The sequence below is a fragment of the Ruegeria sp. E5 genome (assembly GCF_056534105.1).
Window position 1 is genome coordinate 18,284 of record NZ_JBQFPA010000002.1, and the last position, 23,931, is coordinate 42,214.

24 protein-coding genes are annotated in these 23,931 nt (G+C 57.9%); 6 read left to right on the plus strand and 18 right to left on the minus strand.

Annotated features, from left to right (window positions below):
- Nucleotides 1-288: 288 nt before the first annotated feature.
- The gene (gene rplA, locus ACR0BI_RS08235) at nucleotides 289-987 is read right to left on the minus strand and encodes a 50S ribosomal protein L1 (protein ID WP_010440987.1); all 699 of its coding nucleotides are present in this window, start codon (nucleotides 985-987) and stop codon (nucleotides 289-291) included.
- Nucleotide 988: 1 nt separating this feature from the next.
- Nucleotides 989-1,438 (minus strand): 50S ribosomal protein L11, encoded by a 450-nt coding sequence (gene rplK, locus ACR0BI_RS08240; protein ID WP_480563101.1) that lies wholly within the window; start codon nucleotides 1,436-1,438, stop codon nucleotides 989-991.
- A 382-nt stretch (nucleotides 1,439-1,820) separates the two neighbouring features.
- Between rplK and ACR0BI_RS08245 the strand changes: the two genes are divergently transcribed.
- Both ACR0BI_RS08245 and ACR0BI_RS08250 read left to right on the plus strand, forming a co-directional pair.
- Nucleotides 1,821-3,062: a peptidoglycan-binding domain-containing protein gene (locus tag ACR0BI_RS08245; RefSeq protein ID WP_170406505.1), complete on the plus strand. Its 1,242-nt coding sequence runs from the start codon at nucleotides 1,821-1,823 to the stop codon at nucleotides 3,060-3,062.
- 95 nt (nucleotides 3,063-3,157) lie between these two features.
- Nucleotides 3,158-4,345: an adenylate/guanylate cyclase domain-containing protein gene (locus tag ACR0BI_RS08250; protein ID WP_170406509.1), complete on the plus strand. Its 1,188-nt coding sequence runs from the start codon at nucleotides 3,158-3,160 to the stop codon at nucleotides 4,343-4,345.
- 47 nt (nucleotides 4,346-4,392) lie between these two features.
- Here the strand turns inward: ACR0BI_RS08250 and nusG are convergent, their stop codons facing one another.
- The 7 genes from nusG to ACR0BI_RS08285 all read right to left on the minus strand — a co-directional run bounded on the left by nusG (nucleotide 4,393) and on the right by ACR0BI_RS08285 (nucleotide 10,619).
- Nucleotides 4,393-4,926, minus strand: coding sequence for a transcription termination/antitermination protein NusG (gene nusG / locus ACR0BI_RS08255; protein WP_152459924.1), 534 nt, complete (start codon nucleotides 4,924-4,926; stop codon nucleotides 4,393-4,395).
- A gap of 192 nt (nucleotides 4,927-5,118) precedes the next feature.
- Nucleotides 5,119-5,316, minus strand: coding sequence for a preprotein translocase subunit SecE (secE, locus tag ACR0BI_RS08260; RefSeq protein WP_170398600.1), 198 nt, complete (start codon nucleotides 5,314-5,316; stop codon nucleotides 5,119-5,121).
- Nucleotides 5,317-5,396: 80 nt separating this feature from the next.
- Nucleotides 5,397-5,555: a cbb3-type cytochrome oxidase assembly protein CcoS gene (gene ccoS, locus ACR0BI_RS08265; protein ID WP_074737762.1), complete on the minus strand. Its 159-nt coding sequence runs from the start codon at nucleotides 5,553-5,555 to the stop codon at nucleotides 5,397-5,399.
- A 5-nt stretch (nucleotides 5,556-5,560) separates the two neighbouring features.
- Nucleotides 5,561-7,738, minus strand: coding sequence for a heavy metal translocating P-type ATPase (locus tag ACR0BI_RS08270; protein ID WP_480563102.1), 2,178 nt, complete (start codon nucleotides 7,736-7,738; stop codon nucleotides 5,561-5,563).
- 2 nt (nucleotides 7,739-7,740) lie between these two features.
- Nucleotides 7,741-8,199, minus strand: a complete 459-nt coding sequence (locus ACR0BI_RS08275; protein WP_170398607.1) for a FixH family protein — start codon at nucleotides 8,197-8,199, stop codon at nucleotides 7,741-7,743.
- A gap of 2 nt (nucleotides 8,200-8,201) precedes the next feature.
- Nucleotides 8,202-9,629, minus strand: coding sequence for a cytochrome c oxidase accessory protein CcoG (gene ccoG / locus ACR0BI_RS08280; protein ID WP_170398610.1), 1,428 nt, complete (start codon nucleotides 9,627-9,629; stop codon nucleotides 8,202-8,204).
- A 111-nt stretch (nucleotides 9,630-9,740) separates the two neighbouring features.
- Nucleotides 9,741-10,619 (minus strand): LysR family transcriptional regulator, encoded by an 879-nt coding sequence (locus ACR0BI_RS08285; protein WP_170406517.1) that lies wholly within the window; start codon nucleotides 10,617-10,619, stop codon nucleotides 9,741-9,743.
- Between the two features lie 101 nt (nucleotides 10,620-10,720).
- Between ACR0BI_RS08285 and ACR0BI_RS08290 the strand changes: the two genes are divergently transcribed.
- Nucleotides 10,721-10,879 carry a hypothetical protein gene (locus ACR0BI_RS08290; RefSeq protein ID WP_170406520.1) on the plus strand — a complete coding sequence of 53 codons (159 nt, stop codon included), beginning with the start codon at nucleotides 10,721-10,723 and terminating at the stop codon, nucleotides 10,877-10,879.
- Between the two features lie 151 nt (nucleotides 10,880-11,030).
- On the opposite strand, the gene ccoP is transcribed toward ACR0BI_RS08290, so the two are convergent.
- From ccoP to ccoN, 4 genes are read right to left on the minus strand one after another with little or no spacing between them, the layout of a single operon-like run.
- Entirely contained in the window at nucleotides 11,031-11,894 is an 864-nt protein-coding gene (gene ccoP, locus ACR0BI_RS08295; RefSeq protein ID WP_170398621.1) for a cytochrome-c oxidase, cbb3-type subunit III, read from the minus strand.
- Nucleotides 11,891-12,103: a cbb3-type cytochrome c oxidase subunit 3 gene (locus ACR0BI_RS08300; protein ID WP_170398624.1), complete on the minus strand. Its 213-nt coding sequence runs from the start codon at nucleotides 12,101-12,103 to the stop codon at nucleotides 11,891-11,893. The genes ccoP and ACR0BI_RS08300 overlap by 4 nt, the downstream gene beginning before the upstream one ends.
- An 11-nt stretch (nucleotides 12,104-12,114) precedes the next feature.
- Nucleotides 12,115-12,843: a cytochrome-c oxidase, cbb3-type subunit II gene (gene ccoO, locus ACR0BI_RS08305; RefSeq protein WP_170398627.1), complete on the minus strand. Its 729-nt coding sequence runs from the start codon at nucleotides 12,841-12,843 to the stop codon at nucleotides 12,115-12,117.
- Nucleotides 12,844-12,857: 14 nt separating this feature from the next.
- Nucleotides 12,858-14,465: a cytochrome-c oxidase, cbb3-type subunit I gene (ccoN, locus tag ACR0BI_RS08310; RefSeq protein ID WP_170398630.1), complete on the minus strand. Its 1,608-nt coding sequence runs from the start codon at nucleotides 14,463-14,465 to the stop codon at nucleotides 12,858-12,860.
- A 192-nt stretch (nucleotides 14,466-14,657) separates the two neighbouring features.
- On the opposite strand from ccoN, the gene ACR0BI_RS08315 reads away from it, so the two are divergent.
- Complete coding sequence (locus ACR0BI_RS08315) at nucleotides 14,658-15,497, plus strand: universal stress protein (protein ID WP_480563103.1); 840 nt, start codon at nucleotides 14,658-14,660, stop codon at nucleotides 15,495-15,497.
- Nucleotides 15,498-15,539: 42 nt separating this feature from the next.
- Here ACR0BI_RS08315 and ACR0BI_RS08320 read toward each other — a convergent pair whose 3' ends face one another.
- Together ACR0BI_RS08320 and fnrL are read right to left on the minus strand one after the other, a co-directional pair.
- Nucleotides 15,540-15,794, minus strand: coding sequence for a GlsB/YeaQ/YmgE family stress response membrane protein (locus tag ACR0BI_RS08320; protein ID WP_480563104.1), 255 nt, complete (start codon nucleotides 15,792-15,794; stop codon nucleotides 15,540-15,542).
- Nucleotides 15,795-15,833: 39 nt separating this feature from the next.
- Nucleotides 15,834-16,577, minus strand: coding sequence for a transcriptional regulator FnrL (gene fnrL, locus ACR0BI_RS08325; RefSeq protein WP_170406526.1), 744 nt, complete (start codon nucleotides 16,575-16,577; stop codon nucleotides 15,834-15,836).
- Between the two features lie 61 nt (nucleotides 16,578-16,638).
- Here fnrL and hemN point away from each other — a divergent pair, with 61 nt between their 5' ends.
- Both hemN and ACR0BI_RS08335 read left to right on the plus strand, forming a co-directional pair.
- Entirely contained in the window at nucleotides 16,639-17,994 is a 1,356-nt protein-coding gene (gene hemN / locus ACR0BI_RS08330) for an oxygen-independent coproporphyrinogen III oxidase (protein WP_170398643.1), read from the plus strand.
- A 213-nt stretch (nucleotides 17,995-18,207) separates the two neighbouring features.
- Nucleotides 18,208-20,133 (plus strand): elongation factor G, encoded by a 1,926-nt coding sequence (locus tag ACR0BI_RS08335; protein WP_480563105.1) that lies wholly within the window; start codon nucleotides 18,208-18,210, stop codon nucleotides 20,131-20,133.
- 22 nt (nucleotides 20,134-20,155) lie between these two features.
- Here the strand turns inward: ACR0BI_RS08335 and ACR0BI_RS08340 are convergent, their stop codons facing one another.
- The 3 genes from ACR0BI_RS08340 to ACR0BI_RS08350 are packed head-to-tail and all read right to left on the minus strand — an operon-like array spanning nucleotide 20,156 to nucleotide 23,931.
- Nucleotides 20,156-21,733: an ABC transporter ATP-binding protein gene (locus ACR0BI_RS08340; protein WP_480563106.1), complete on the minus strand. Its 1,578-nt coding sequence runs from the start codon at nucleotides 21,731-21,733 to the stop codon at nucleotides 20,156-20,158.
- Complete coding sequence (locus tag ACR0BI_RS08345; RefSeq protein ID WP_170398652.1) at nucleotides 21,730-22,836, minus strand: ABC transporter permease; 1,107 nt, start codon at nucleotides 22,834-22,836, stop codon at nucleotides 21,730-21,732. The genes ACR0BI_RS08340 and ACR0BI_RS08345 overlap by 4 nt, the downstream gene beginning before the upstream one ends.
- On the minus strand, nucleotides 22,837-23,931 hold the full coding sequence (locus ACR0BI_RS08350; protein WP_170398655.1) for a microcin C ABC transporter permease YejB: 1,095 nt from the start codon (nucleotides 23,929-23,931) through the stop codon (nucleotides 22,837-22,839). It lies immediately after the preceding gene.

A 23,931-nucleotide genomic window follows, 5' to 3' on the forward strand; every position in this document is an offset into this window, starting at 1 on the left:
AGACCTCAACTTCCAGTTCAATCGCTTCTTTAGCCACCAGCACTGAGGCGGTGAATCTGGGATTTTGCCCCATCACTGCTTTTGAGTCAGCGCAGCTGTCACCGGGTTGGAAATTAACAACACCCCAAGATTTCAATTTGTGCGCTGGAAACCACGCTGTCACGCGCCACTTATGTAGCTTGCGATATCAATCACAAAACTACAGTACGTTTTTTATGTAATACGCAAAGAAAATCCCGGGCAGTTCGCACCACCCGGGATCAAGTTCTCACAGCTAAACGCTAAGGCTTATTCGCCCGCAGCAGCCGCCACGTCCAGAGTCACACCCGGGCCCATGGTCGAGCTCAACGCGATTTTCTTCATATAGGTGCCTTTGGCACCCGACGGTTTGGCCTTCGCAACAGCCGAGATGAAGGCACGGACGTTTTCGACCAGCTTGGCTTCGTCGAAGGACGCTTTGCCAACGCCGGCGTGCACAACGCCGCCTTTTTCCGCCTTGAACTGAACTTCACCACCTTTTGCTGCTTCCACAGCCGCTTTCACGTCCATGGTCACGGTGCCAACTTTGGGGTTCGGCATCAGGTTGCGGGGGCCGAGCACTTTACCCAGACGACCGACGATCGGCATCATGTCCGGGGTTGCAATGCAGCGATCAAATTCGATGGTGCCGCCCTGAATGGTTTCCATCAGGTCTTCCGCGCCAACGATATCTGCGCCCGCTTCTTTCGCTTCGTCTGCCTTGGGGCCACGAGCAAATACAGCAACGCGCATCGCTTTGCCGGTACCGTTCGGCAGGCCAACAACGCCGCGAACCATCTGGTCTGCGTGACGAGTGTCAACGCCAAGGTTCAGAGCGATCTCGATGGTCTCGTCGAATTTCGAGGTCGCATTGCCTTTGACCAGGGAAACGGCTTCTTCGACCGACAGGTTTTCCTTGCCAGCGACAGCTTCGCGCGCAGCGCGGGTACGTTTACCGAGTTTTGCCATCTTACTTCACCTCGATGCCCATTGAGCGGGCCGAGCCCAGGATGATCTGCATTGCGCCTTCGACGTCGTTGGCGTTCAGATCTTTCATTTTGGCTTCGGCGATATCACGAACCTGCTTCGAGGTCACGGTTGCCACGGTCTCACGACCTGGGTTTTCCGCACCACGAGGGCGGTTACGCTTGCCAACCGGCTTCAGACCAGCTGCTTTTTTCAGGTAGTAAGACGCGGGCGGCGTCTTGATGTCCATGGTGAAGGACTTGTCTTGATAGTAGGTGATCACGGTCGGGCACGGAGCGCCGGGCTCCATGTCTGCGGTCTTGGCGTTGAACGCCTTGCAGAATTCCATGATGTTGATGCCGCGCTGACCCAGCGCCGGACCAACTGGCGGCGACGGGTTCGCCTGACCTGCAGGAACCTGCAGCTTCATTGTACCAGCAAGCTTCTTGGCCATTTGGTTTTCCTTTCAACTTAGGTGAAACGCGTTTCACCCAGACTATGTTGCGTGGTCCGATCCGGGATCGCGATCCCAGCAACCTCCCACGAGAGAATCTCGCCCGAAGACGATAGGGGCGGCACTTACAGCGGAACGGCGGGGTTGGCAAGTGGCCTGCCCTGCTCTCACACATCGAATCAAGCCCCCAAGTGGGTCTCATACGCTCACGGCGTACAGATCGTTACTAACAAGGTGCGACTGACAACTTTTAAGAAATTAATATCAATGCAGAATCTGCGCGGTGGTTGCGGGATGGTCGGGTTTCCGCCACCCCCCCTCACCTCAATTCTCGCAGCTGTGCTATACTCGACGAAATTAGTGTTTTTGGTGGAGGTTAATTATGATCATTCGTTTATTAATAACAGTTGGCATCGCGCTGTCATTTGCGGCGTTTTCTCCTCAGACCGCGCGGGCCGATGCTGGCGAGATACTGGGCGGTGCTGTGGTTGGTGGCGTCATCGGCTACGCTATCGGCCGGGATCAGCAGAGAAAACAGCAGGCCCGGACGAGGTCAACAACAACACGCACCTATCGCCCCGGAATTCCGTCGACCACACAAGGGGCGCAAACCCAGACCGCGCTCAACTATTTTGGCTACAACGCCGGTCGCGTTGATGGTCAGGTCGGTCGTGGCACGCGGTCTGCGATCGAACGCTATCAGGTCTCGATGGGCTACCCCGTGAATGGCTATGACTTCCAGCCCTATCAGCGCGACTTCCTGATGCAGGCCTATTACTGGGCGACAAGCGGCGGTCAGACGACAACCCAACTCGCAGGCCAACCGCTTTTGATGGAATACCGTCGGCAGATACAAACCGGCTCTGCCCTGGCTGCTGCCCCTCAGGCACCAGCACAAGCCCCAGCAACCACGATTCCGGTTGTGGTTCCTCAAGCTCAGGAACCAGAGCCCGAGGCCAATACAACTGAAACCGCCTCTGCCAGCCTGCCAAGCCTGTTTTCCGGCGGGACCGGCGGCCCATCGCTGGCCAATCGGTGTAGCGGGGTGATGCTGCAGACCTCGACAAACGGGGGCTACACGACGCTGTCAAATATGACGGATGCCGATTTTGCCCTCAGCGAACAGTTCTGCCTTGCTCGCAGCTATGCAATGGCGCGTGGCGAAGATCTGATGGCGGATATCCAGGGGCTGACGCCGGATCAGGTGAGCGCACAATGCGACTCGTACGGCGAAATGTTGGCACCGCAAGTTGATGCGCTTTCGATCAGCTCGAAGGCAGAAGCTGAAACCCAGGTACGCAAGCTTGCGCTGGACTCGGGCCTCAGCCCCGCTGATCTTGCAGCGACAAGCAAGGTCTGTCTGTCGATGGGCTACCGTCAGGACAACATGGACACGGCAGTCGGTTCCGCATTGATGCTAGTCGCGATGGGTGAGCCTGCCTATGGAGAGTTGATCGGCCACCACCTGCGCGAAGGCTTTGGTGTGCAACAGCGTCGCGATCTTGCGATGCAGTGGTACGATGCGAGCCTTTCGGCACTGGATGCCGGTTCGCAAGCCGTCTTCCTGCCGTCCCAGACCGACCGCCCGCAACTGTTGCGTGCGGCTATGGTTCAAGCGCAGTAAGTCGCGCACTCAGTCGTTTCAGCCACTGCGAGGCTGATACAAATAACGCCGCGGTGTCTGTTTGCATCGCGGCGTTCTATCTTGAGGGTGCCACTATGCCGACCCCACCGGAACCGATCCCAAAACAGGACAAGATCGACACTTTGATCGAGTGGATGGTTGACGGTGCCCGCCCAGCTGGAAATGCGGTCGATATCATCGAAGGTATCTGTACCCGTCTGCTGGATGCCGGTGTCGCCATCGACCGGTTCGGTTTGTTCATCTGGACGCTGCATCCCAATCTGATGGGTCGACGTTTCCTGTGGAAAGCGGACGCTGGCGTTGATCGGGTCGACGCGCCGTCTCAATTGTTCAACGAGGCGATCTACACCGATAACCCCCTGCCGCATGTGATCGAGCGTCAGCAACCCATCCGCCGCCATCTGGAAGACCCCAGCTGCCCCGAGGATTACATCATTGTCGGCGAATTGCGCGAGCAGGGCTTCACCGATTATCTGGCGCAACCGCTGATCTATCTCAACGGCGATACCCATGTCTGCACTTGGTCAAGTGCCACGCCCGGTGGGTTTTCAGAGAGTGATCTAGCGATCCTGAGCCGGGTTCGCGGTCCGCTCGCCCGCCTGACCGAGACCTATATGCTGCGGCTCGACGCGACCTACCTGCTGTCGACCTATGTCGGCCGTAACAGTGGCGCCCACATTCTGGACGGTAAAGTACATCGCGGTGATGGCAGCAAAATTGAGGCCGTTATCCTGTTTGCGGATCTCAAGGGATTTACCCGCCTTTCGAATTCGGTTTCCGGCGCTACGCTGGTCCGGCTGCTGAATGACACGTTTGATTGCCTTGTCCCGTCGGTCATGGACCACGGCGGAGAGATTCTGAAGTTCATGGGCGACGGCTTTTTTGCCATCTTCCCTACCAGCACGGATCTTCCGCCAAAGGTGCAGATTCAGGCCGCCATCGCAGCGGTGCGCGAGGGTGTGGCGTCGCTGGCCGAGGCCGATTTCCAGCACAAGCTAGGCGTACGGACTGCGATCCATCATGGTCGCTTCCACTATGGAAATGTAGGTGGCGGGGATCGGCTGGATTTCACGGCCATCGGTCCCGACGTCAATTTGGCGGCTAGACTTGTAGCGGCGGCCACAGACTTGGATTGCGACCATGTCCTTTCGGATACAGCCGCAGCATTTCTCCCGACACTCTGCGAACCGGTCGGAACTGTATCACTTAAAGGTTTTGGTGAGGATCAAACTGTCTGGCAGATGAGCACGCCCCAAACGTAAAAAGGGTGCCCATAAGGCACCCCAAACGATGGTACGATGGAAACCAATCAGCTCTGCTTGGTGACCTGCGTAAAGTCCAGCTCGACCGGTGTTTCGCGGCCAAAGATCGAAACCGAAACTTTCAGTTTCTGGTTCTCGTCGTCCACACCTTCGACCATGCCGTCGAAATCCTCGAACGGGCCGTCGTTGACCTTGACCTTCTCGCCGACCTCGAAGCTGATCATCAGCTTGGGCGCTTCTTCACCTTCCTGAACGCGGTTGAGGATCTGGTTCACCTCGGCGTCGCGCATCGGCATCGGGCGGCCTTGGGGGCCCAGGAAGCCGGTAACGCGATTGATCGAGTTGATCAGGTGATAGCCCTGATCCGACATTTCCATGTGTACCAGCACGTAACCCGGCATAAAGCGGCGTTCGGTGGTGACCTTCTTGCCCCGGCGCACTTCGATCACCTCTTCGGTGGGCACCAGAACCTCGTCGATATCGTCTTCAAGGCCCTGCTCAGCCACCGACGTGCGTATCTGCTCTGCGATCTTCTTTTCGAAATTCGAAAGAACGCTGACCGAATACCACCGTTTCGCCATGAACCTGTCGTCCTTGTTTGCCTTTGGGCTGCGACGCATCGCGCCCTTCGTTGAAATCCCATTGCGTCACCCGGAACAAAAAGCGGCGCGCAGCCCGATTCGCCGCACGCCCATTCCGAATAGTCATGTCACCTACTCTGACATCGCAAGCTGTGCAAGGGGGCAGTCGCGTTTCGGCTTGCCCAAACCGGCTTAGCTAAACGCGCCGAGTACCAGTTGCAGACCGCCGCGAATGCCCAGATCAACCAGCGCAAAGAACACAGCCGTCAGCGCCGCCATGATGAACACCATGACCGTGGTCAACAGAACCTCACGACGGGTCGGCCAGACGACCTTTGCGACTTCGGCGCGGACCTGCTGAATGAACTGGATCGGGTTTAAGGTTGCCATGAGGCTACAATCTCTCTTCTAGCGGATGGGCCGGACATAGCCGGGCATTGCGGCAATTTCAAGGGCTGTTGACGCCTCTGTCAGGGCTTGGGCTTGTCATCCCATTCGTCGCTGAGGATACGGCGCGCATCGCCTTCCGGATCCTCATACTGGTTCGAGCGGACCGTGTAGATAAACGCAACCAAGCCAACCCCGCCCAAAAGCAGGGAAATCGGGATCAGATAGGCAAGCACTTCCATCAGAGTTACCTCAGCCGCAAAGCGTTCAGCGAAACAGTAATCGACGAGGTCGACATCGCCAATGCCGCAATAAGGGGTGTCGCCAACCCGGCAACGGCCAGCGGGACCGCGATGATGTTATAGACAGTGGCGATCCGGAAATTCTCGCGAATCCGACGCGTCGCCCTGACGGCTGTATCGCAAGCCTCAGCGATCGGGGACAGATCATTGCCCAGTAGCACGATATCCGACGCCACCCGCGCGGCATCCAAGGCGCTGGCCGGAGAAATCGAGACATGCGCCGCCGCCAATGCCGCCGTATCGTTCAGCCCATCGCCGACCATCAGAACGTGCCGACCCTGATCGCTTAGTTCCTGCACTTTGGCAGCTTTGTCTTGAGGCAAGGCCTGGGCGATCCAGTTCTCAATGCCAAGCTTGCCCGCCAAGGCCTGAACCGCGCCTTCCGTATCGCCGGAAATCAGGATGACGTCTTTGCCTGCCGCACGGAAAGCCGCGACCGCCTCGGCAGCGCCTGCGCGCAGACTGTCGGTAAAAGTAAAGCGCGATGGCGTCCGCGATCCGAGTGCGAGCCAGGCTGCGGTCTGCTCACCATCTTCGCCGCCGACCCAGGCCGCTCGACCCAGCCGGACCTGCTGATCACGGTAAACGCCCTCAGTGCCATATCCCGGCACCTCAACAACATCGTGCAACTTGGCAGGCTTGATCCCGGCTTCACGCGCAGCCTTTGCAAGGGCAAGAGACAAGGGGTGCGAAGACGCTTCGGCCAATGCCAGAGCCACTTGCAAATCGGTACGCGAATGATCACCAAGATTGGTCAACTCAGGCGCACCGGATGTTAGGGTGCCGGTCTTGTCAAATACCACAGTATCCACTTCGGCCAGCCGTTCTAACGCGGTCGCGTGTTTGATCAGCATGCCACTGCGGAACAATCGGCCTGATGCTGCAGTGGTTACCGCCGGGACTGCCAAGCCCAGCGCGCAGGGACATGTGATGATCAAAACCGCCGCAGCGATATTCAGCGCCGTCCGGATATCGCCCGAATAAATATACCATCCTAGGAAGCTGAGCGCGGAGAGTATATGCACTCCCGGCGCATAAAGCTTGGCCGCCTTGTCTGCCAGCGAGGTATATCGTGATCGGCCCGATTCAGCGATGGCTACCAGATCCGCCATACGGTGCAGCGAGGTATCTTCCCCGACTGCCGTCGCACGGATGGTCAGGGGGCCAGTCAGGTTAACCTCACCTGCACTGACGTTCAGCCCGGCCTCGGCAAAGACTGGGAGGGTTTCCCCGGTCAGCAGCGACCGGTCCAACTCGGACTGGCCCGAGATGATTTCGCCATCCACTGGCATGCGCCCTCCGGGGCGAACCAGAATCAGATCACCCACGTTAAGGCTCGCCACCGCCACTTCCGCTTCGGTCCCATCCACTAGCCGGATGGCGCGCGGGACCTCCAGCGCGGTTAGTTCTTCGGCAGCCGAACGTGCCGCGGCACGGGTGCGATAGTCCAAATACCTGCCCGCTAGCAGGAAGAACGTCAGGGTCAAAGCCGCGTCGAAATAAGCATGTTCACCGCTGAGTGCAGTTTCCCAAAGCGACGTGACCAGAGCCAGCAGGATCGCCAAAACAATCGGCACATCCATATTCAACCGGCGTACGCGCAGCGCGCTCCAGGCGTTGGAAAAGAAAGGCTGGGCCGAGAATGCAATTGCAGGCAGCGCAATCGCCGCCGATATCCAGTGGAACATGTCGCGCGTCGCATCGGTGGCGCCGGACCAGACCGACACCGATAACAGCATCACGTTCATCGAAGCAAAACCCGCCACTGCCAGCCGCATCAGCAGATCGCGCCCGGCCTTATCGGTTTGCGTAGCCGAAAGCGCACCCGGATCCAGTTCGTGGGCTTCAAAGCCAGCGCGCTCCAGCACCGGGATCAGATCGGCGGCGCGCGTATCCGGTGCCGCCTTGATCATCGCGCGTTTCAGCGTGAGATTGACCCGCGCGTCTTCAACGCCGGGATGGGCATTCAACTCACGCTCGACCGTAGAGATGCAGGCCGAGCAGTGGATGCCCGGCAGCGACAGCGCGATCTGCACATCCTCTGGGATTGGCCGCGCCGCTTCTGCCGGGGCTGCGATGCAGCCAGGACAGGCTGCCCGAGATGGGGTGGCTTGCGCAACCATCTCTAACCTTTCACATACAGGGGCACACGTTGCGCGAACTCGGCACCATCTTTTGCTTTGGCCACAAGGCGAATGTTCCAGTTCCCTTTGCCCAGGGCAGCCGGAGCGGCATAGGCGATGCCATCAAAAGTAAAGTCCGGCGAGAAGTCTTCCTTCACATGGGTGGCGCGCCCCACCACGGCCTGCAGATCTGCCACTTCAACAGGGGAACCGGTCTGATCGGTTATGTATAGCACCAGCAGCCCTCCGGTCAGCTCGGCCTTGATGTTCCAACCCAAGGCCTGCTGTTCCTTCAAACGTTCATTGAACTCCTGGCTGGCTACATAGGAGTTCTTCACCTCAAGCCCCGGAAAGGTCTTGATTGCACTATAAGCCAAGACGAGGTTCACCGTGATGATCACGCCAAAGGCCGCGACAAATACCGCCAATGCGTGTTTGCCTGTGAATTGACGTTCTGCCATTCTCAGCTTCCTCGTCCGTTGAAACTGGTATCCTTGTAGGCTCGCTCACCACTTTCCAGATCTTCGACCCAGATGCGAACCGATGTGCTGTCAGCCGCCGCAGGGGCAGTACCCTGCGGAGCGGTGATATAGACGCGGGTCAATTGTGCCGTATCTGCAGTGACATTAACAGTCTCGCCTTCAACACCTTCGATTTCAATCTGCAGCGATGGATCGCCCGCAATCGTCAGTTTGAATGGCCGATCCTCGCCATGTTTGTTGCGCAGGCGTACATCATAGGTGTTACGGATCGTGCCATCTGAAAGGGTAACGAAAGTCGGGTTCCGCACCGGCGCAACCGTCAAATCGATATCCGAACGAATGAACAGCGCAAAGAGCAGTGCAAATCCGACCAGTGACCATAGCGCCGTGTACAGGATCGTGCGCGGACGCAGGATGTGTTTCCAAACGTTTTTGGGTGGCTGACCTTCGCGTTCGCGGGCCTCATCACTCAGCGCCATGTAATCGATCAGACCGCGGGGCTTGCCTATCTTGGCCATCATGTCATCGCAGGCGTCGATGCAAAGCGCACAGGTGATGCATTCCAGTTGCTGACCGTCTCGGATGTCGATCCCTACCGGGCAGACATTGACGCAAGCCATACAATCGATGCAATCGCCCAGCTCGCTGTCAGCCGTACGTTTGCCTTTGCCGCGTGGTTCACCCCGCCATTCGCGATATCCGACGACCAGGGTATCCTCGTCCATCATCGCGGCCTGAATGCGCGGCCATGGGCAGGCATAGATGCAGATTTGTTCGCGTGCAAAGCCACCGAAGAAAAATGTGGTGCCGGTCAGAATCAGCATCGTCGTATAGGCCACTGGATGCGCGTTTCCGGTGACCAGATCACGCGCCAGAGTTGGTGCATCCGCAAAATAGAAAACCCAGGCGCCGCCGGTCGCGAGCCCGATGAAGAACCAAGCGACCCACTTGGTCAGGCGCAGCCGCGCCTTGCGGAAATCCAGCTTTTTCTGCCTGTGCAGACGCAGGCGCGCATTACGATCGCCCTCAATCCAGCGCTCTACAAGGATATACAGGTCCGTCCAAACCGTCTGCGGGCAGGCATACCCGCACCAGACCCGCCCAAGCGCCGAGGTGAACAGGAACAGACCCAATCCCGCCATGATCAGCAGCCCAGCGACAAAATAGAACTCGTGCGGCCAAATCTCGATCCAGAAGAAATAGAAGCGGCGGTTCGCCAGATCCAGAAGAACGGCCTGATCCGGAAGGCTTGGACCGCGATCCCACCTGATCCAAGGCGTCACATAGTAAATGCCCAGCGTCACCGCCATGATGATCCATTTCAAATTGCGAAACGGGCCGGACACACGTCTCGGGAAAATCGGCTCTCTGGCGGCGTAGAGACTGGGGGTGGGATTGGAATCGCTCACAGGCTGGCTCCGCAACTGGCTATTCTGAGTGTGTGTTCTTCCAGATCACGAGGCAAGGGACTTTGACATGGGTCAAAACGCGCATCGAGCAGACACCTTTAGACGCGTGAATTACTGCTGGCTTCGCGCTTCGCGCCTCAGCCAGTTGATGAAGATTTTCACGGATCGCCTAAGAGCTTGTTTTTGCGTAACTATATGATACCCGCGCGTATCCGGCTCGGCGAACAGTTCGACGATGCGGCCCGCTTTGATGTCCGCTTCGACGAATTGTCGCACAGTGACGGTGACCCCTTGCCCAGACCGCAAACCATCCAGCAGCAGGTTACCGGGAAGCTGCGTACGCCCCGCGCCGCGTTCGGGTCCGACACCTCGCTCAGTCAGCCATTTTGTCCCCTCAGTCGTGCCAATTTCCTCAAGCCACGGCAACTGCGCAAGTTCTGCCGGGGACCAATCGGTCTTGTTACCCAATAGTGTGGGAGAGGCGACGATGACCATCGGCGTCTGCAACAACATCTCACACTCCACCCCCGGCCAACCGCCGGCGCCATAACGGATCGCTACATCCACGCCACCCGGTTGCAGCTCGACCACCTCAAAGGTTGGATCTAGGATCAGGTTTACGTCGGGATGCGTCGCGCGGAAACTCGGCAGTCGCGGCATCAGCCAAGATGCAGCGAAGGAAGACGTCAGCGACACATGAACCGGGCGGTCCTGAGCCGAGCGAGCCAGATCACCCACAGCAGCCTCGATAGCACCAAATCCAAGCTGCAGGGCACGGGCCAGATGCTCACCTTCCGCGGTAAGTGTCAGCGCTTTGCCCGTTCGGTCCAGCAGAGCCGCGCCCAGATGTTTCTCGAGCGCGCGAAGCTGCTGACTGATTGCAGCGTGGCTAACATTGAGCGCAGCACCGGCCTCGACAACACTTCGCTTCTCAGCGAAGGCTGCAAAGGCCCTGAGAGAGGCCAACGGCGGCAGTGATAGCCAGTCCATATGTAAACCCTACTTACACATTGAAATGGTAATTGAGTCGCATTCGGCGTGCGAAAGGTCAATCTTAAAGCTCAGAAACAACTCTGCACAGGAGGGAAACCATGCTGATCGTATTCGCCAGATCTTTTTTGAACGCGACACGCATCAATACGCCTCACATCTACGATGCGCCAAAGCCGGGCCGTCGCAAGCGGCGCTGGTTGCCCGAACATCATTGGTGGAGAGAAAACCCGCGCGATGTAAATCTGAACGATCTTTGATACTGGATTGAATGCCGTATCTGGACCGGCAGAGATTGCAGCCCTATTGTTTGAAAATCGGCACCGGCTGTTCTGGAAACGCGCGAACAGATGGAACAGCCGGTGCCTCGACCTTCGGGCGGGAGACCGCCCGGAGGTGTTCTTTTAACCCTTACTGACCGCCACCCAACTGGTGGACATAGGCCGTGACAGCGCGAATCTGCGCGTCGGTCAGGCGATTCTCCCACGGGGGCATCACACCAAAGCGGCTGTAGGTGACCGTCTCGGTCAGGGCCTCTTGGCTGCCGCCGTAAAGCCAGATCGCATCGGTCAGATTCGGCGCGCCCTGGGAAACGTCGCCTTTGCCGTCATCACCGTGGCAAGCCGCGCAGTTGTCTTCGAACACAACCTTGCCTGCCTGCGCCGCCGCGTCATCGGTCTGGGCGTTAGTCAGGGACATGACGTATTGAACCACTTGAGTGATCTCATCCTTTTCGAGGATCTCACCAAAGGCCGGCATCTCGGAATAGCGCGCGTCGTCGCTTTCCTCGTTCCGGATGCCATAGGCGATGGTGTACTCGATATCCTCAAGCGAGCCGCCCCACAGCCAGGCATCATCCAGCAGGTTCGGGAAACCCGGCGCACCCTGCGCGCCCGATCCGTGGCACTGCGCGCACCAGGTTCGGAACACAGCGCCACCAGAGTTAACTGCGTATTGTTGCAGCTCCGCGTCGGCCGAGATTTCTTCCAGCGGTGTTTCCACCAGCTTGGCGTTCCACGGTGCGTTTGCCTCTTCGAACGCGACCATTTCCTGCTGCACCAGCTCGCGCGAGGACCAACCCAGCACACCGGCGGTTGCCGATTGAACCAAGGGCCATGCGGGGTACATGATCGTGTAGATCACGCCCCAAATGATGGTCGCGTAAAAGGTCCAAAGCCACCAGCGTGGCATCGGATTATCGAATTCCTCGATTCCGTCCCAGCTGTGACCCGTGGTGTTAGGATCGCCCGGCTGTTTTTCAGGTGTCTTACTCATTGCCGCGCCTCCTTGGATGTGGCGGGTTTGTCGTCGCCCCGACGGGGCGCTGGGGCATCAGCGTGCCGGAACGGGATGTTGGCGGTGTCCTTGTATTCCTTGCTGGCACCAGGGCGGAAAACCCAGATGATTATGCCAATAAAAAACGAGAACAGGAGCAGCAACATCCAGCTATCCGCGAACTGCCTTAGAATTGTGTATAGTTCCATCACACCCTCCTTTAACGGCTTGCGTCCGGGGTGAAGGTCGAGAAATCGACCAGCGTGCCCAGCATCTGGAGGTAAGCAACCAACGCATCCATTTCAGTCAGCTCGGGCTGACCGTCAAAGTTACGCACATTGACCTTGTCGCCATAGCGTTCCAACAATCCATCATAATCGCTGTCCGGATCGGCCTGCGCCCGAAAATCGGCCTGCGCCTGTTCAAGCATCTCGTCGGTATACGGGGTGCCGACCACGGCATTTGCCGCCATGATGTCACCGATATACTTGCCGTCTAGCTTACGATCCTCAAGGAAGCCGTATTTCGGCATCACCGATTCCGGCACCACCGATTGTGGATCGCGCAGGTGGTCCACCTGCCATTGATCCGAATACCGGCCACCGACGCGGGCAATATCCGGCCCGGTGCGTTTGGACCCCCATTGGAACGGATGATCATACATGGATTCGGCCGCCAGCGAGTAGTGGCCATAGCGTTCAACCTCATCACGCATTGGGCGGATCATCTGGCTGTGGCAAACATAGCAGCCTTCGCGCAGATAAACCTCACGCCCCGCCAGTTCGAGAGGGGTGTAAGGGCGCATGCCCTCCACCTTCTCGATGGTGTTCTCAAGATAGAACAGGGGCGCGATCTGTACGATGCCACCGATGGTCACGACCAGAAAGCTGAAGATCAGCAGGAGGGTCGCGTTGGTCTCGAGGATCTTGTGTTTGTCGAGAATTGCCATTGCTCCGGCCCTCCTTATTCAGCCGGGACCGCGACGGTCAGGCTGGCCTCTTTGGCCGGCGCTTTCCGTACAGTCATCCACAGGTTGTAGCACATGATCAGCGAGCCAGCGACGAACATCACGCCACCCAGCGCACGCACCACATACATCGGGAACTTCGCGGCAACGGTGTCAGCGAACGAATTCACCAGGAAGCCATTGGCATCCACTTCACGCCACATCAGGCCTTCCATGATACCGGTGACCCACATCGACGCCGCGTAGAGAACGATGCCAATGGTGGCGAGCCAAAAGTGCCAGCTGACCAGCTGCAGCGAGTACAGACGCTCACGCTTCCACAGAACAGGGACTAGGAAGTAAAGAGCACCAAAGGTGATCATACCGTTCCAGCCCAGCGCGCCCGAATGTACGTGACCGATAGTCCAGTCGGTATAGTGGCTGAGGCTGTTCACAGCGCGGATCGACATCATCGGACCCTCGAACGTGGACATGCCGTAAAAGCCGACCGAAATCACCATCATCCGGATCACTGGGTCAGTGCGTAGTTTGTCCCATGCACCCGACAGGGTCATCAGACCGTTGATCATACCACCCCACGAAGGCATCCATAGGATCACCGAGAACACCATGCCAAGGGTCGAGGCCCAATCAGGCAGCGCAGTATAGTGCAGGTGGTGCGGACCAGCCCAGATATACAGGAAGATCAGCGCCCAGAAGTGGATGATCGACAGCTTGTAGCTGAATACCGGACGCTCAGCCTGTTTCGGGATGAAGTAGTACATCATACCCAGGAAACCGGCAGTCAGGAAGAAGCCCACGGCGTTGTGGCCATACCACCACTGGATCATGGCATCCTGAACACCAGACCAGACGATGACCGATTTCGATCCCCAGATGCTGACCGGGATGGTCATGTTGTTGACCAGGTGCAGCATGGCGACAGTCACGATAAAGGCCAGATAGAACCAGTTTGCCACGTAGATGTGCGGCTCTTTCCGCTTGATGATCGTGCCCAGATAAACAGCCAGATAGGCAACCCAGACAACAGTCAGCCACAGGTCAACGTACCATTCAGGTTCGGCATATTCTTTCGACTGCGTTCCACCAAGTATATAACCGGTTGCCGCAAGCACGATGAACAGCTGATAGCCCCAGAACACGAACCATGCCAGGTTTCCACCCCAAAGTCGCGCAGCGCTGGTACGCTGTACGACATAGAACGAAGTTGCGATCAACGCGTTACCGCCAAAGGCAAAGATAACCGCCGATGTATGCAAAGGCCGCAGACGCCCGAAATTAAGATAGCCCTGCGCCCATTCGAAGTTCAGCGCCGGAAAGGCTAGCTGGAACGCAATAAAAGTCCCCGCCAGGAACCCGACTACCCCCCAGAATGCGGTTGCGATCACGCCGTAGCGGATCACGTCATCCATATACTCACCAGAGCGGTCGACGAGGATATCTGGCTCTTCCGTGTTTCTAAGCGTCCAGATGAACAGACCGCCGGCGATCAACATCACCAGAATCGCGTGCACCTGATACGCCAAATCCCGTGCGTAGTTAGAGCCGATGGCTGCGAACAGCACCACCAGCCCAAGCACGATCAGCTTGATGTAATTTGACATATTGCGTCCCTTTGCCATGCCTCGCGCGATTCTTCGTGTCACGCGAAACCTTTTTGACTGCATGCTGTAATGCAGCGAGGTCGCCTTTGACGCTTTGATCTGCATCAAGACAAGCCCCTGTTTTCTGTGAGAGGTATTTTGCAGAAACAGACACGCGCTGGCAACGGACAGCGCCGGAAACATGAGGTCGACATGGCATTTAAATCTCTTCTTACGGTCATGACGGAAACCAAGCTTTCTCAGAACGCACTGGCACAAATGGTGGCATTGGCAGAAGGGCAGGACGCCCATGTCGAAGCGTTGTGTCTTGGCGTCGATCGCAGTCAGACCGGTTATTATTATGCCGGTGCAAACGCTTTGATCCTGCAGGAGACCCTGAGCCGTGCCAATGCCGAGGCGGACGAGATACTCGCCTACGCTCAGGATTATCTGGGTAAGTCGGGCGTGCGCTGGTCCGCTGAAAACGGGGTAGCTCAGATCGCTGATCTCGGGCGACATGTCGCACGTCGCGCGCGCTTTTCGGATCTCGTGGTATTGCCGCGACCTTATGGAAAAGACCGCGACGCAGAAGCTGAACCCATCGTCGAGGCCGCCATGTTCGAAGGCCATTCGCCGGTGCTGTTAGTGCCCGATGATAACAAACCGATTTCGGCCCCAAAAACCGTCATGGCGGGCTGGAACGAAAGCGTCGAAGCGATGCGCGCCATCCGTCGCGCGTTGCCATTCTTGAAGCAGGCCGAACTCACACGGATTGTCGTGATTGATCCACCGCGTCATGGGCCGGATCGATCGGACCCGGGCGGTCTGCTATCTCAGATGCTGGCGCGACATGGGGTGAAGTGCGAAATCGACGTGCTCAGCAAGACCATGACGCGCGTCTCGGACATCCTCAATCGCCACGCTGCCGATACCGAGGCCGATATGATCGTTATGGGGGCCTATGGCCATTCGCGCTTTCGCGAGGCCATTTTGGGCGGTGCGACCCGCAATATGCTGGAGCAATCAGAAATCCCCGTGTTTCTGGCTCACTAACGACGCCAACAAACGCAAAAGCCGTCCGTCTCTGGTGCGGCTTTATGTCTTGCGGCTCAGGCCGATCAGGAACAGCAGGATCACCGCGCCGATAGTGGCAAAGAAGATCGAAGAGATGAGCCCTCCGCCAACCGCAAAGCCCAGGGCGGGAAAGATCGTGCCCGCCAGAAACGCACCGACAATCCCGACTATAACATTCCCGATCAGGCCGAACCCACGCCCTTCCATGATTTTTCCCGAAAGCCAGCCAGCAATCGCGCCGATGAACAGCATGGCGAGTAAACCGCTAAATTCCATAAGGGACTCCCAATTGTTCGAGGGCGGCGGGCTGAGGCATCAGACCAGAAATCCGCCATCGGTATCGTCGCCCGCCTCTTCCATTAGGCGCCCCATATCGGGGATTGTTACATGGCGTTTACCTTCCAGAGTAATGACCTGATCTTTCTTCAAGGCGGAAATCTGCCGGCTGACAGTTTCCAGGGTCAGCCCAAGATAGTCGGCCATCGCCTCGCGCGTCAGTGGCAGGTCAAAGACAATCGGAGCTACCATTCCGGCTTGATGAATCGATGCGTCCCGGCGCGCGATGATCGAAAGCAGGCTGGCAATCTTTTCCCGCGCCGTCTTGCGCCCAAGCACCAGCATCCACTCACGGGCCGCATCCAATTCGTCCAACGTCATTTCCAGCAGGCGCTGCGAGATGTGCGGCGTCGTGATCATCATGTCCTCGAACGGCTTTTTGCGGAAACAACACATCATCAGATCGGTGGTCGCCACCACGTCGTATGGCGCGTTGTCTCGTCCAGGGCGACCCACGAAATCGCTGGGCAGCAGCAGGCCGACCATTTGCCTGCGCCCATCCTCCATCGTCTGTGTCAAAGACGCGATTCCCGACACGACCGAGCCGACAAAATTCATCGGATCGCCGGACCAGATGATCGTCTGCCCCGCCTCAAAGCTGCGGTAGTACTTGATGTTCTCAAGCTCTTCCAGCTCGTCCTTTTCGCAATGCGCGCACACCGCACGATGCCGGATCGGGCATTCTGCGCAATTGGTGTGGTCGAATTGGGCCTTGAGTGTCATTCGCGCTTCCATTTGATTTCGGTCAAAGTACCCTGGGCCCTCCAGCTATAGTCATATCTTTATGACACTGAAACCTCAACTGGCACGGCTTGGACTTTTTGACGCGAAAGTACCGCGTTACACAAGCTATCCCACCGCACCCCACTTCAGCAATGACGTCGGGGCTGATCTGTTTAGCGACTGGATTTCCGGGATTGCTCCGGGCAGTTCAATCTCGCTTTACATCCACGTACCCTTCTGCCGTCGTCTGTGCTGGTTTTGCGCCTGCCGGACACAAGGCACCCAGACGGATAACCCGGTCATCGCCTATGTCGACGTGCTAAAGGCCGAGCTGGATTTGCTGGCGGCACGCCTGCCAGAGGGTGTTACATTGTCGCGGCTGCACTGGGGCGGCGGCACGCCGACGCTGTTGAATGCAGACCTGATGCGGGATCTGGCCGCGCGAATCCTTGAGATTGTGCCTTTAGGCCCAGACGCCGAGTTTTCCGTCGAGATCGATCCGAATGAGATCGACGAAGCCCGGCTGGATGCACTGGCCGAAGCCGGGATGAACCGCGCATCGATCGGTGTTCAGGATTTTGACGACGAAATCCAGAAAACCATCGGTCGCATTCAAAGCTATGACACCACCCGCGAAGCAGCCGAGATGATCCGAGCGCGTGGTATATCCAGCCTGAATGCGGACATCCTTTATGGCCTGCCCCACCAGACCAAGGCGCGCATGACCGAAAGTGTGCAAAAGCTGTTGTCGCTGAACCCTGACCGGGTCGCACTCTATGGCTACGCGCATGTGCCGTGGATGGCCAAGCGCCAGCAGTTGATTCCATCAGATGCCCTGCCCACACCGGAACAGCGACTGGAACTTTTTGAAACCGCCCGGCGACTGTTCCTATGGGACAATTATGCCGAGATCGGGATTGACCACTTCGCGACGCAGGACGATGGGCTGACCCATGCGCTGCGCGCTGGACGATTGAAACGGAATTTCCAAGGCTACACGGACGATCAGGCCCCAATCCTGATTGGCTTGGGTGCCAGCTCGATCTCACGCTTCCCGCAAGGATATGCGCAGAACGCACCGGCAACCTCGGCTCACACGAAGGCCATTCGCGAAGGGCGGTTCTCGACGTCGCGCGGGCATTTGTTCAAAGGTCAGGATGTTCTACGGTCGCGTCTGATCGAAGCATTGATGTGCGATTTCCAAATCAACTCGGCCGAGATTCTGCGCGATTATGACATTTCAACTGCGGAACTGCAGCAAATGTACGCAACAGCAAACGCGGCCTTCGACGGGTTGCTACGCGTGGATGAAAACGGATTGTTCATACCGCCCGAAGCACGTGCGCTGACCCGCATGATCGCGCGCAGCTTTGACACGTATGATCTGAGTAAGGCTGGGCATAGTTCCGCGATCTGAACACTCTTCGGCAGGTCGTTTTTCGCGACCTTCCCTTACAAACCGGCACGGGGGCTTGACGCATGCCTTCGGTTTTCTCCACACTCAAGGGGTGGAGAGATCCACCTCTTCACAGCCTGAGGCAGGCAAACGCAGACAGTTCTTGCCGACGCGCATGCGTTCGACAGCCCTTTTCGTGCAGCCATACTGCAACCTGAAAGAGGGACAGCACTCATGCGCGTTTTCACCGTCCTCGGCCCCAGCCAATCGGGCAAATCCACCTTGGTCGAAGCGATCAGCCGCCTCGACGGGCGGCCCACCACATTCGATGTTGCCGGAACCGTGCATCTGCACGGTTTTTCTTATTTAAACGAACCGTGGTGCGCGGTGGACGTGGACGGAGGCGGCGATGCGCTAGCCTATGTCGGCCCGGCCATGGCGATCTCGGACGCAGCAGTTGTGGTTGTCCCACCCGATCCGGATGCCGCCGTTCTGTGTGCCCCGTATCTAAGGTTGGTCGAAGAGGCGGGCATTCCCTGCTTCTTGTTCATCAACCGCATGGACAGCCCCAATGGCCGCATCCGCGACATCGTTGCTGCGCTGCAGACCTATTGCACCCACCACATCGCTCTGCGGCAGGTGCCGATCCGGGACGGAGACACCATTATCGGCGCAGTCGATCTGATCTCGGAGCGCGCCTGGAAGTATCAGGAGGGGCAGCCCTCGGCCCTGATCGAGCTACCGCAATCAGCGGAAGACCGCGAACAGGAAGCACGCACCGAGTTGTTGGAGACCCTATCGGATTTCGATGACAATCTGCTGGAGCAACTGATTGAGGACAAACAGCCCCCAAGCGACGAGGTCTACGAGCTGGCCGCACAGGTCTTGCAGAACCATCAGCTTATCCCGGCCTGCCTCGGTGCCGCGAGCCATGGCAACGGTCTGACCCGTTTGATGAAAGCGCTGCGTCATGAAGCACCGGAATTCAACATTGCAGCTGACCGGGATGAGGCCGAAGAAAACGCCCGTGCCATTGCCGGCTTTGCGGATGTGAAGAAGCATATCGGCAAGATCACCGTTTTGCGCGGTCTGGGCGACGGCGTGAAAGCACATGAATCCCTTGGCGGCGAAACTGTTGGAAACCTGACAACCTTGGACGCCAAGACCCAGATCAGCGTGCTTGAAGCCGGACATATTGGCCTTGCTGTCAAATCCGACCACCTTAATCCTGGCTTCATCTATGACAGCGCGGCGGCATCGCCGTTGCCGGAATGGGCCTCATCCCATCCTGCCGCGCATCGTCAGGTCGTATCGCCTGCGCATGAGCGAGACGACGTGCGCCTGTCGAATGCGTTGACCCGGCTGGTTGAGATCGACCCCGGCCTGCATCTGGAGCAAGACGAGCTGAGCGGTCATTCCATTCTGGGCTCACAAGGTCCGCAGCATATGCGGCGCGTGACCGCCAAACTCGCCGAGGATTTTGGCATCGAGATCGAGGCCGAGGCCGCCGGAACCGCCTATCGCGAAACCATTCGCACAAAGGTCGATCATCGCCATCGCCACCGCAAGCAATCCGGCGGTGCGGGGCAGTTTGCCGATGTGGTCATATCCATCGCTCCGCTGCCGCGCGGCTCGGGGTTCCAGTTCGAGGAAGTGGTGAAAGGCGGGGCCGTACCCCGGAATTACATTCCTTCGGTTGAACACGGGGCCAAAGACGCATTGATCGAAGGGCCTGAAGGCTTCCCAGTTGTGGACGTCAAGGTGACACTCAGCGACGGCAAACACCATAACGTGGACAGTTCGGATTATGCTTTCCGCACTGCAGGCAAGAATGCCGTGCGCGAAGCGTTGCCAGAGGCGAAGCCCGTCGTCCTGCAACCTATCCTGAACGCCGAAATCCATCTGCCCTCAACCTTCGTCGGCGATCTTGTCCCGACGATCAGCTCGCTGCAGGGGCAGGTTCTTGGGTTTGAAGGCAACCCCAACGCCTCAGGCTGGGAAATCTTCAATGCGACACTCCCCGCCGTGGCCGAGGATGAACTGCACCGCACACTTGCCAGTGCTACCCGCGGGACCGGTTGGGTCAAACTACAATTCGATCACTATGAAGAGCTGCGCGGCCCCGTTCCCGCGTCAGCCAAAAACAAGGAAATAGCCTGACATCAAAGGCGCGGTGTGCGTGTCAGCCCGCCGCCGCAATCAGCTCGCGGGTATAGTCGGTCTGAGCGTGTTCGAACAAATCTTCGGCAGCGCCCATCTCGACGACATCGCCGTTTCGCATGACGATCACGTTGTGGGACATCGCGCGCACGACCTTCAGATCGTGACTGATGAACAGATAGGCCAGCCCGTATTTCCTTTGCAGGTCACGCAGCAGGTCAACGATCTGCACCTGCACGGTCATGTCCAGCGCACTTGTAGGCTCGTCCAGAACCAGCAGCTTGGGCCGCAACACCATGGCGCGGGCGATGGCGATCCGCTGGCGTTGCCCGCCGGAAAACTCATGCGGATAGCGGTCCATCGCAGAGGGGTCCAATCCGACCTCGTTCATCACTTCGGCCACCAGATCGCGCAGGGCGCGATGAGGATCGACCTTATGGATGGCCAGCCCCTCGGCGATGATCTGCATGCAGGTCATCCGCGGGCTGAGGCTGCCGAACGGATCCTGAAATACGATCTGCATGTCCTTGCGCAATCGCCGCAACTCGCGCGTTGACCAGCGGCGCACATTCTGGTCGCGGAAAGTGATCCCGCCCTCGGACGCGATCAGACGCATGATCGCCAGCGCCAGCGTCGTCTTGCCCGAGCCGCTCTCCCCCACGATCCCAAGCGTTTCCCCGGCACGGACGCTGAGGGTCGCGTCGTTGACGGCCTTCACATAGCCTACGGTCCGTTTCAGGAAACCGCGCTGGATCGGGAACCAGACTTTCAGGTGATCGGTGCGGGCTACCTCTTCGGCATCCGGGGCCACCGGGTCGGGGTGCCCGGACGGCTCGGCCTCCAGAAGCTTGCGAGTATAGGGGTGTTGCGGGTTGTCGAAAATCTCCGTTGTCACTCCGGCTTCGACAATTTCACCATCCTTCATCACGCAAACCCGGTCGGCGATGCGGCGGACGATGCCAAGGTCATGGGTGATGAACAACATCCCCATGTTCTCGGACTTTTGCAGTTCGGCCAGCAACTCCAGAATCTGCGCCTGGATGGTGACGTCCAGCGCCGTTGTCGGCTCATCCGCGATCAAAATGTCCGGCTTGTTCGCCAACGCCATCGCGATCATCACGCGTTGCCGCTGTCCGCCGGACAACTGGTGCGGATAGCTGTCCAGCCGTTCCTCGGGATCTCGGATGCCGACCTTGGTCAGCAGTTCTACAATCCGTTCCCGTGCCTCATCGCCGGCAACGCCCTGATGCAGAGCCAGCGATTCCGCCATCTGTTTCTGGATCGTGTGCAATGGATTGAGCGAGGTCATCGGCTCCTGAAAGATGAAACTAATGTCGTTGCCGCGCACGTCCATCAACCTGTCTTCGGACGCGCCAATCATCTCTTGACCGCCATAGGTGACTGAGCCTTCGACAATTGCGCTATCACCCAGCAGCGACACAGTGCTCAACGCCGTCACGGATTTGCCCGAACCGGATTCGCCCACCAAAGCCACCGTTTCACCCCGGTCGACGGTAAAGGACACGCCTTTGACTGCCGCACTCACCTGCCCGTCCTGCCGGAACGAGACCTTGAGGTTGTTCACATCCAAAAGGCTCATGAGAAGGTCTTTCTGGGATCAAACGCATCGCGGACGCCTTCAAAAATGAAGACCAACAGCGACAGCATGATGGCAAAGGTGAAGAAGGCAGTGAAGGCCAGCCACGGTGCCTGAAGGTTCTGTTTCGCCTGCAAAGTCAACTCTCCAAGCGACGGGGCTGAAGACGGCAAACCGAAGCCAAGGAAGTCCAGCGAAGCCAGCCCACCGATGGTTCCAGTCACGATGAACGGCATGAAGGTCAGCGTGGCGACCATCGCATTAGGCAGCATGTGGCGAAACATGATCGTCATGTTACCCACGCCCAGCGCCCGCGCGGCACGGACATACTCCAAATTTCGTGCCCGCAGGAATTCAGCGCGCACGACGCCCACCAGTCCGGTCCAACTGAACAGGATCATCAGAATCACCAAGAGCCAGAAACTTCGCCCAAGAATCGCGAACATGATGATAATGACATAAAGCGAGGGTGTCGCCGACCAGATCTCGATAATACGTTGGAAGATCAGATCCAGCCAACCGCCAAAGAACCCCTGAATGGCCCCAGCAAAAATGCCGATCAGACTGGCCACGCCGGTGACGAGTAAAGTGAACAGGATCGACAGGCGGAAGCCATAGATGACACGAGCTAGCACATCTCGCTTGGTGTCGTCAGTGCCGAGCAGATTCTGACCATTAGGCGGCAGCGGTGCAGCGCCCGGGCGGTCCACGCTGGTGTTGAAGGAATACGGGATTGGAGGCCAGATGGCCCAGCCTCGCTCAAACCCATCCGCTTCGAACGTGCCCGCCTTGATTTCGTCGATGATACCTTCGGGGTCGTCGAAGCACTGATCCAATCCGCCGCTATCGATCAGGCACATGACCTCGGGGTCGCGATAGATCGCCTCGGTCTGGAAATCGCCTCCGAATTCCGTTTCAGCGTAAAAGTTGAAGACAGGCGTGTAGATTTCACCCCGGTACTTTACCAGGATCGGTTTGTCGTTGGCGATGAACTCGGCAAACAGCGATAGGCCGAACAACACCGAGAAGATGATCAGCGACCAGAACGCCCTGCCATTGCGCCGGAAATTGCGCCAACGGCGCTGATTGAGAGGGGAGAGTGCCATTTACCCCTCCCGCTTTTCGAAATCGATACGCGGGTCAACGAGCACATACATCAGATCGCTGATAATGCCGACGACCAGCCCCATCAGGCCAAATATGAAAAGCGTACCAAAAATCACCGGATAGTCGCGCGCCACTGCCGCCTCAAAGCCCAGACGCCCAAGACCATCGAGCGAGAAAATGGTTTCGATGATGATCGATCCACCGAAGAACACACCAATGAATACAGCAGGGAAACCTGCAATCACGATCAGCATCGCGTTGCGGAAGACATGACCATACAGCACCTTGCTTTCACTCAAACCCTTGGCGCGAGCGGTCATCACGTACTGCTTCTTGATCTCATCCAGAAACGAGTTCTTGGTCAGCAGCGTCAGCGTCGCAAAGGCCGAGATGGTCAGCGCGATTATCGGCAAAGCGATGTGCCAGAAATAGTCAGTAATCTTTCCAAACAGGCTGAGGCTGTCCCAATTGTCCGAGGTCAAACCCCGTAGCGGGAAAATCTGCCAGTAAGAGCCACCGGCGAACAACACCAGCAGCAGAATGGCAAACAGGAAACCGGGGATAGCATAGGCCACGATGATCGCACCGCTGGTCCAAGTATCAAAGCTCGACCCGTCCTTGATCGCCTTGCGGATACCTAGCGGGATCGAGACCAGATAGGCGATCAGCGTCGACCACAGACCCAGCGAAATAGACACCGGCATCTTTTCCAGCACCAGATCAATCACACTGATCGAGCGGAAATAGCTCTCGCCAAAATCCAGCGTCAGGTAGTTGCCCATCATGCCTAGAAAGCGTTCCAGTGGCGGTTTGTCGAAGCCAAACTCTTTTTCCAGTTCAGCGATGAATTCGGGCGGAAGGCCACGCGCACCGACGTATTTGTCATCAAAGGCACCACCTGCGGGCTCGGCCCCGGCTCCGGCATCGCCACCACCAGCGAACCCAGCAAAGACGTCGCCCTGCCCTTCGATCTGCGCGATGATCTGTTCAATGGGACCACCGGGCACGAACTGCACCAGCGTGAAGTTGACGATCATGATGCCCAGAAGGGTCGGAATGACCAGCAACAGGCGTCTTAGGATATAGGCGCCCAT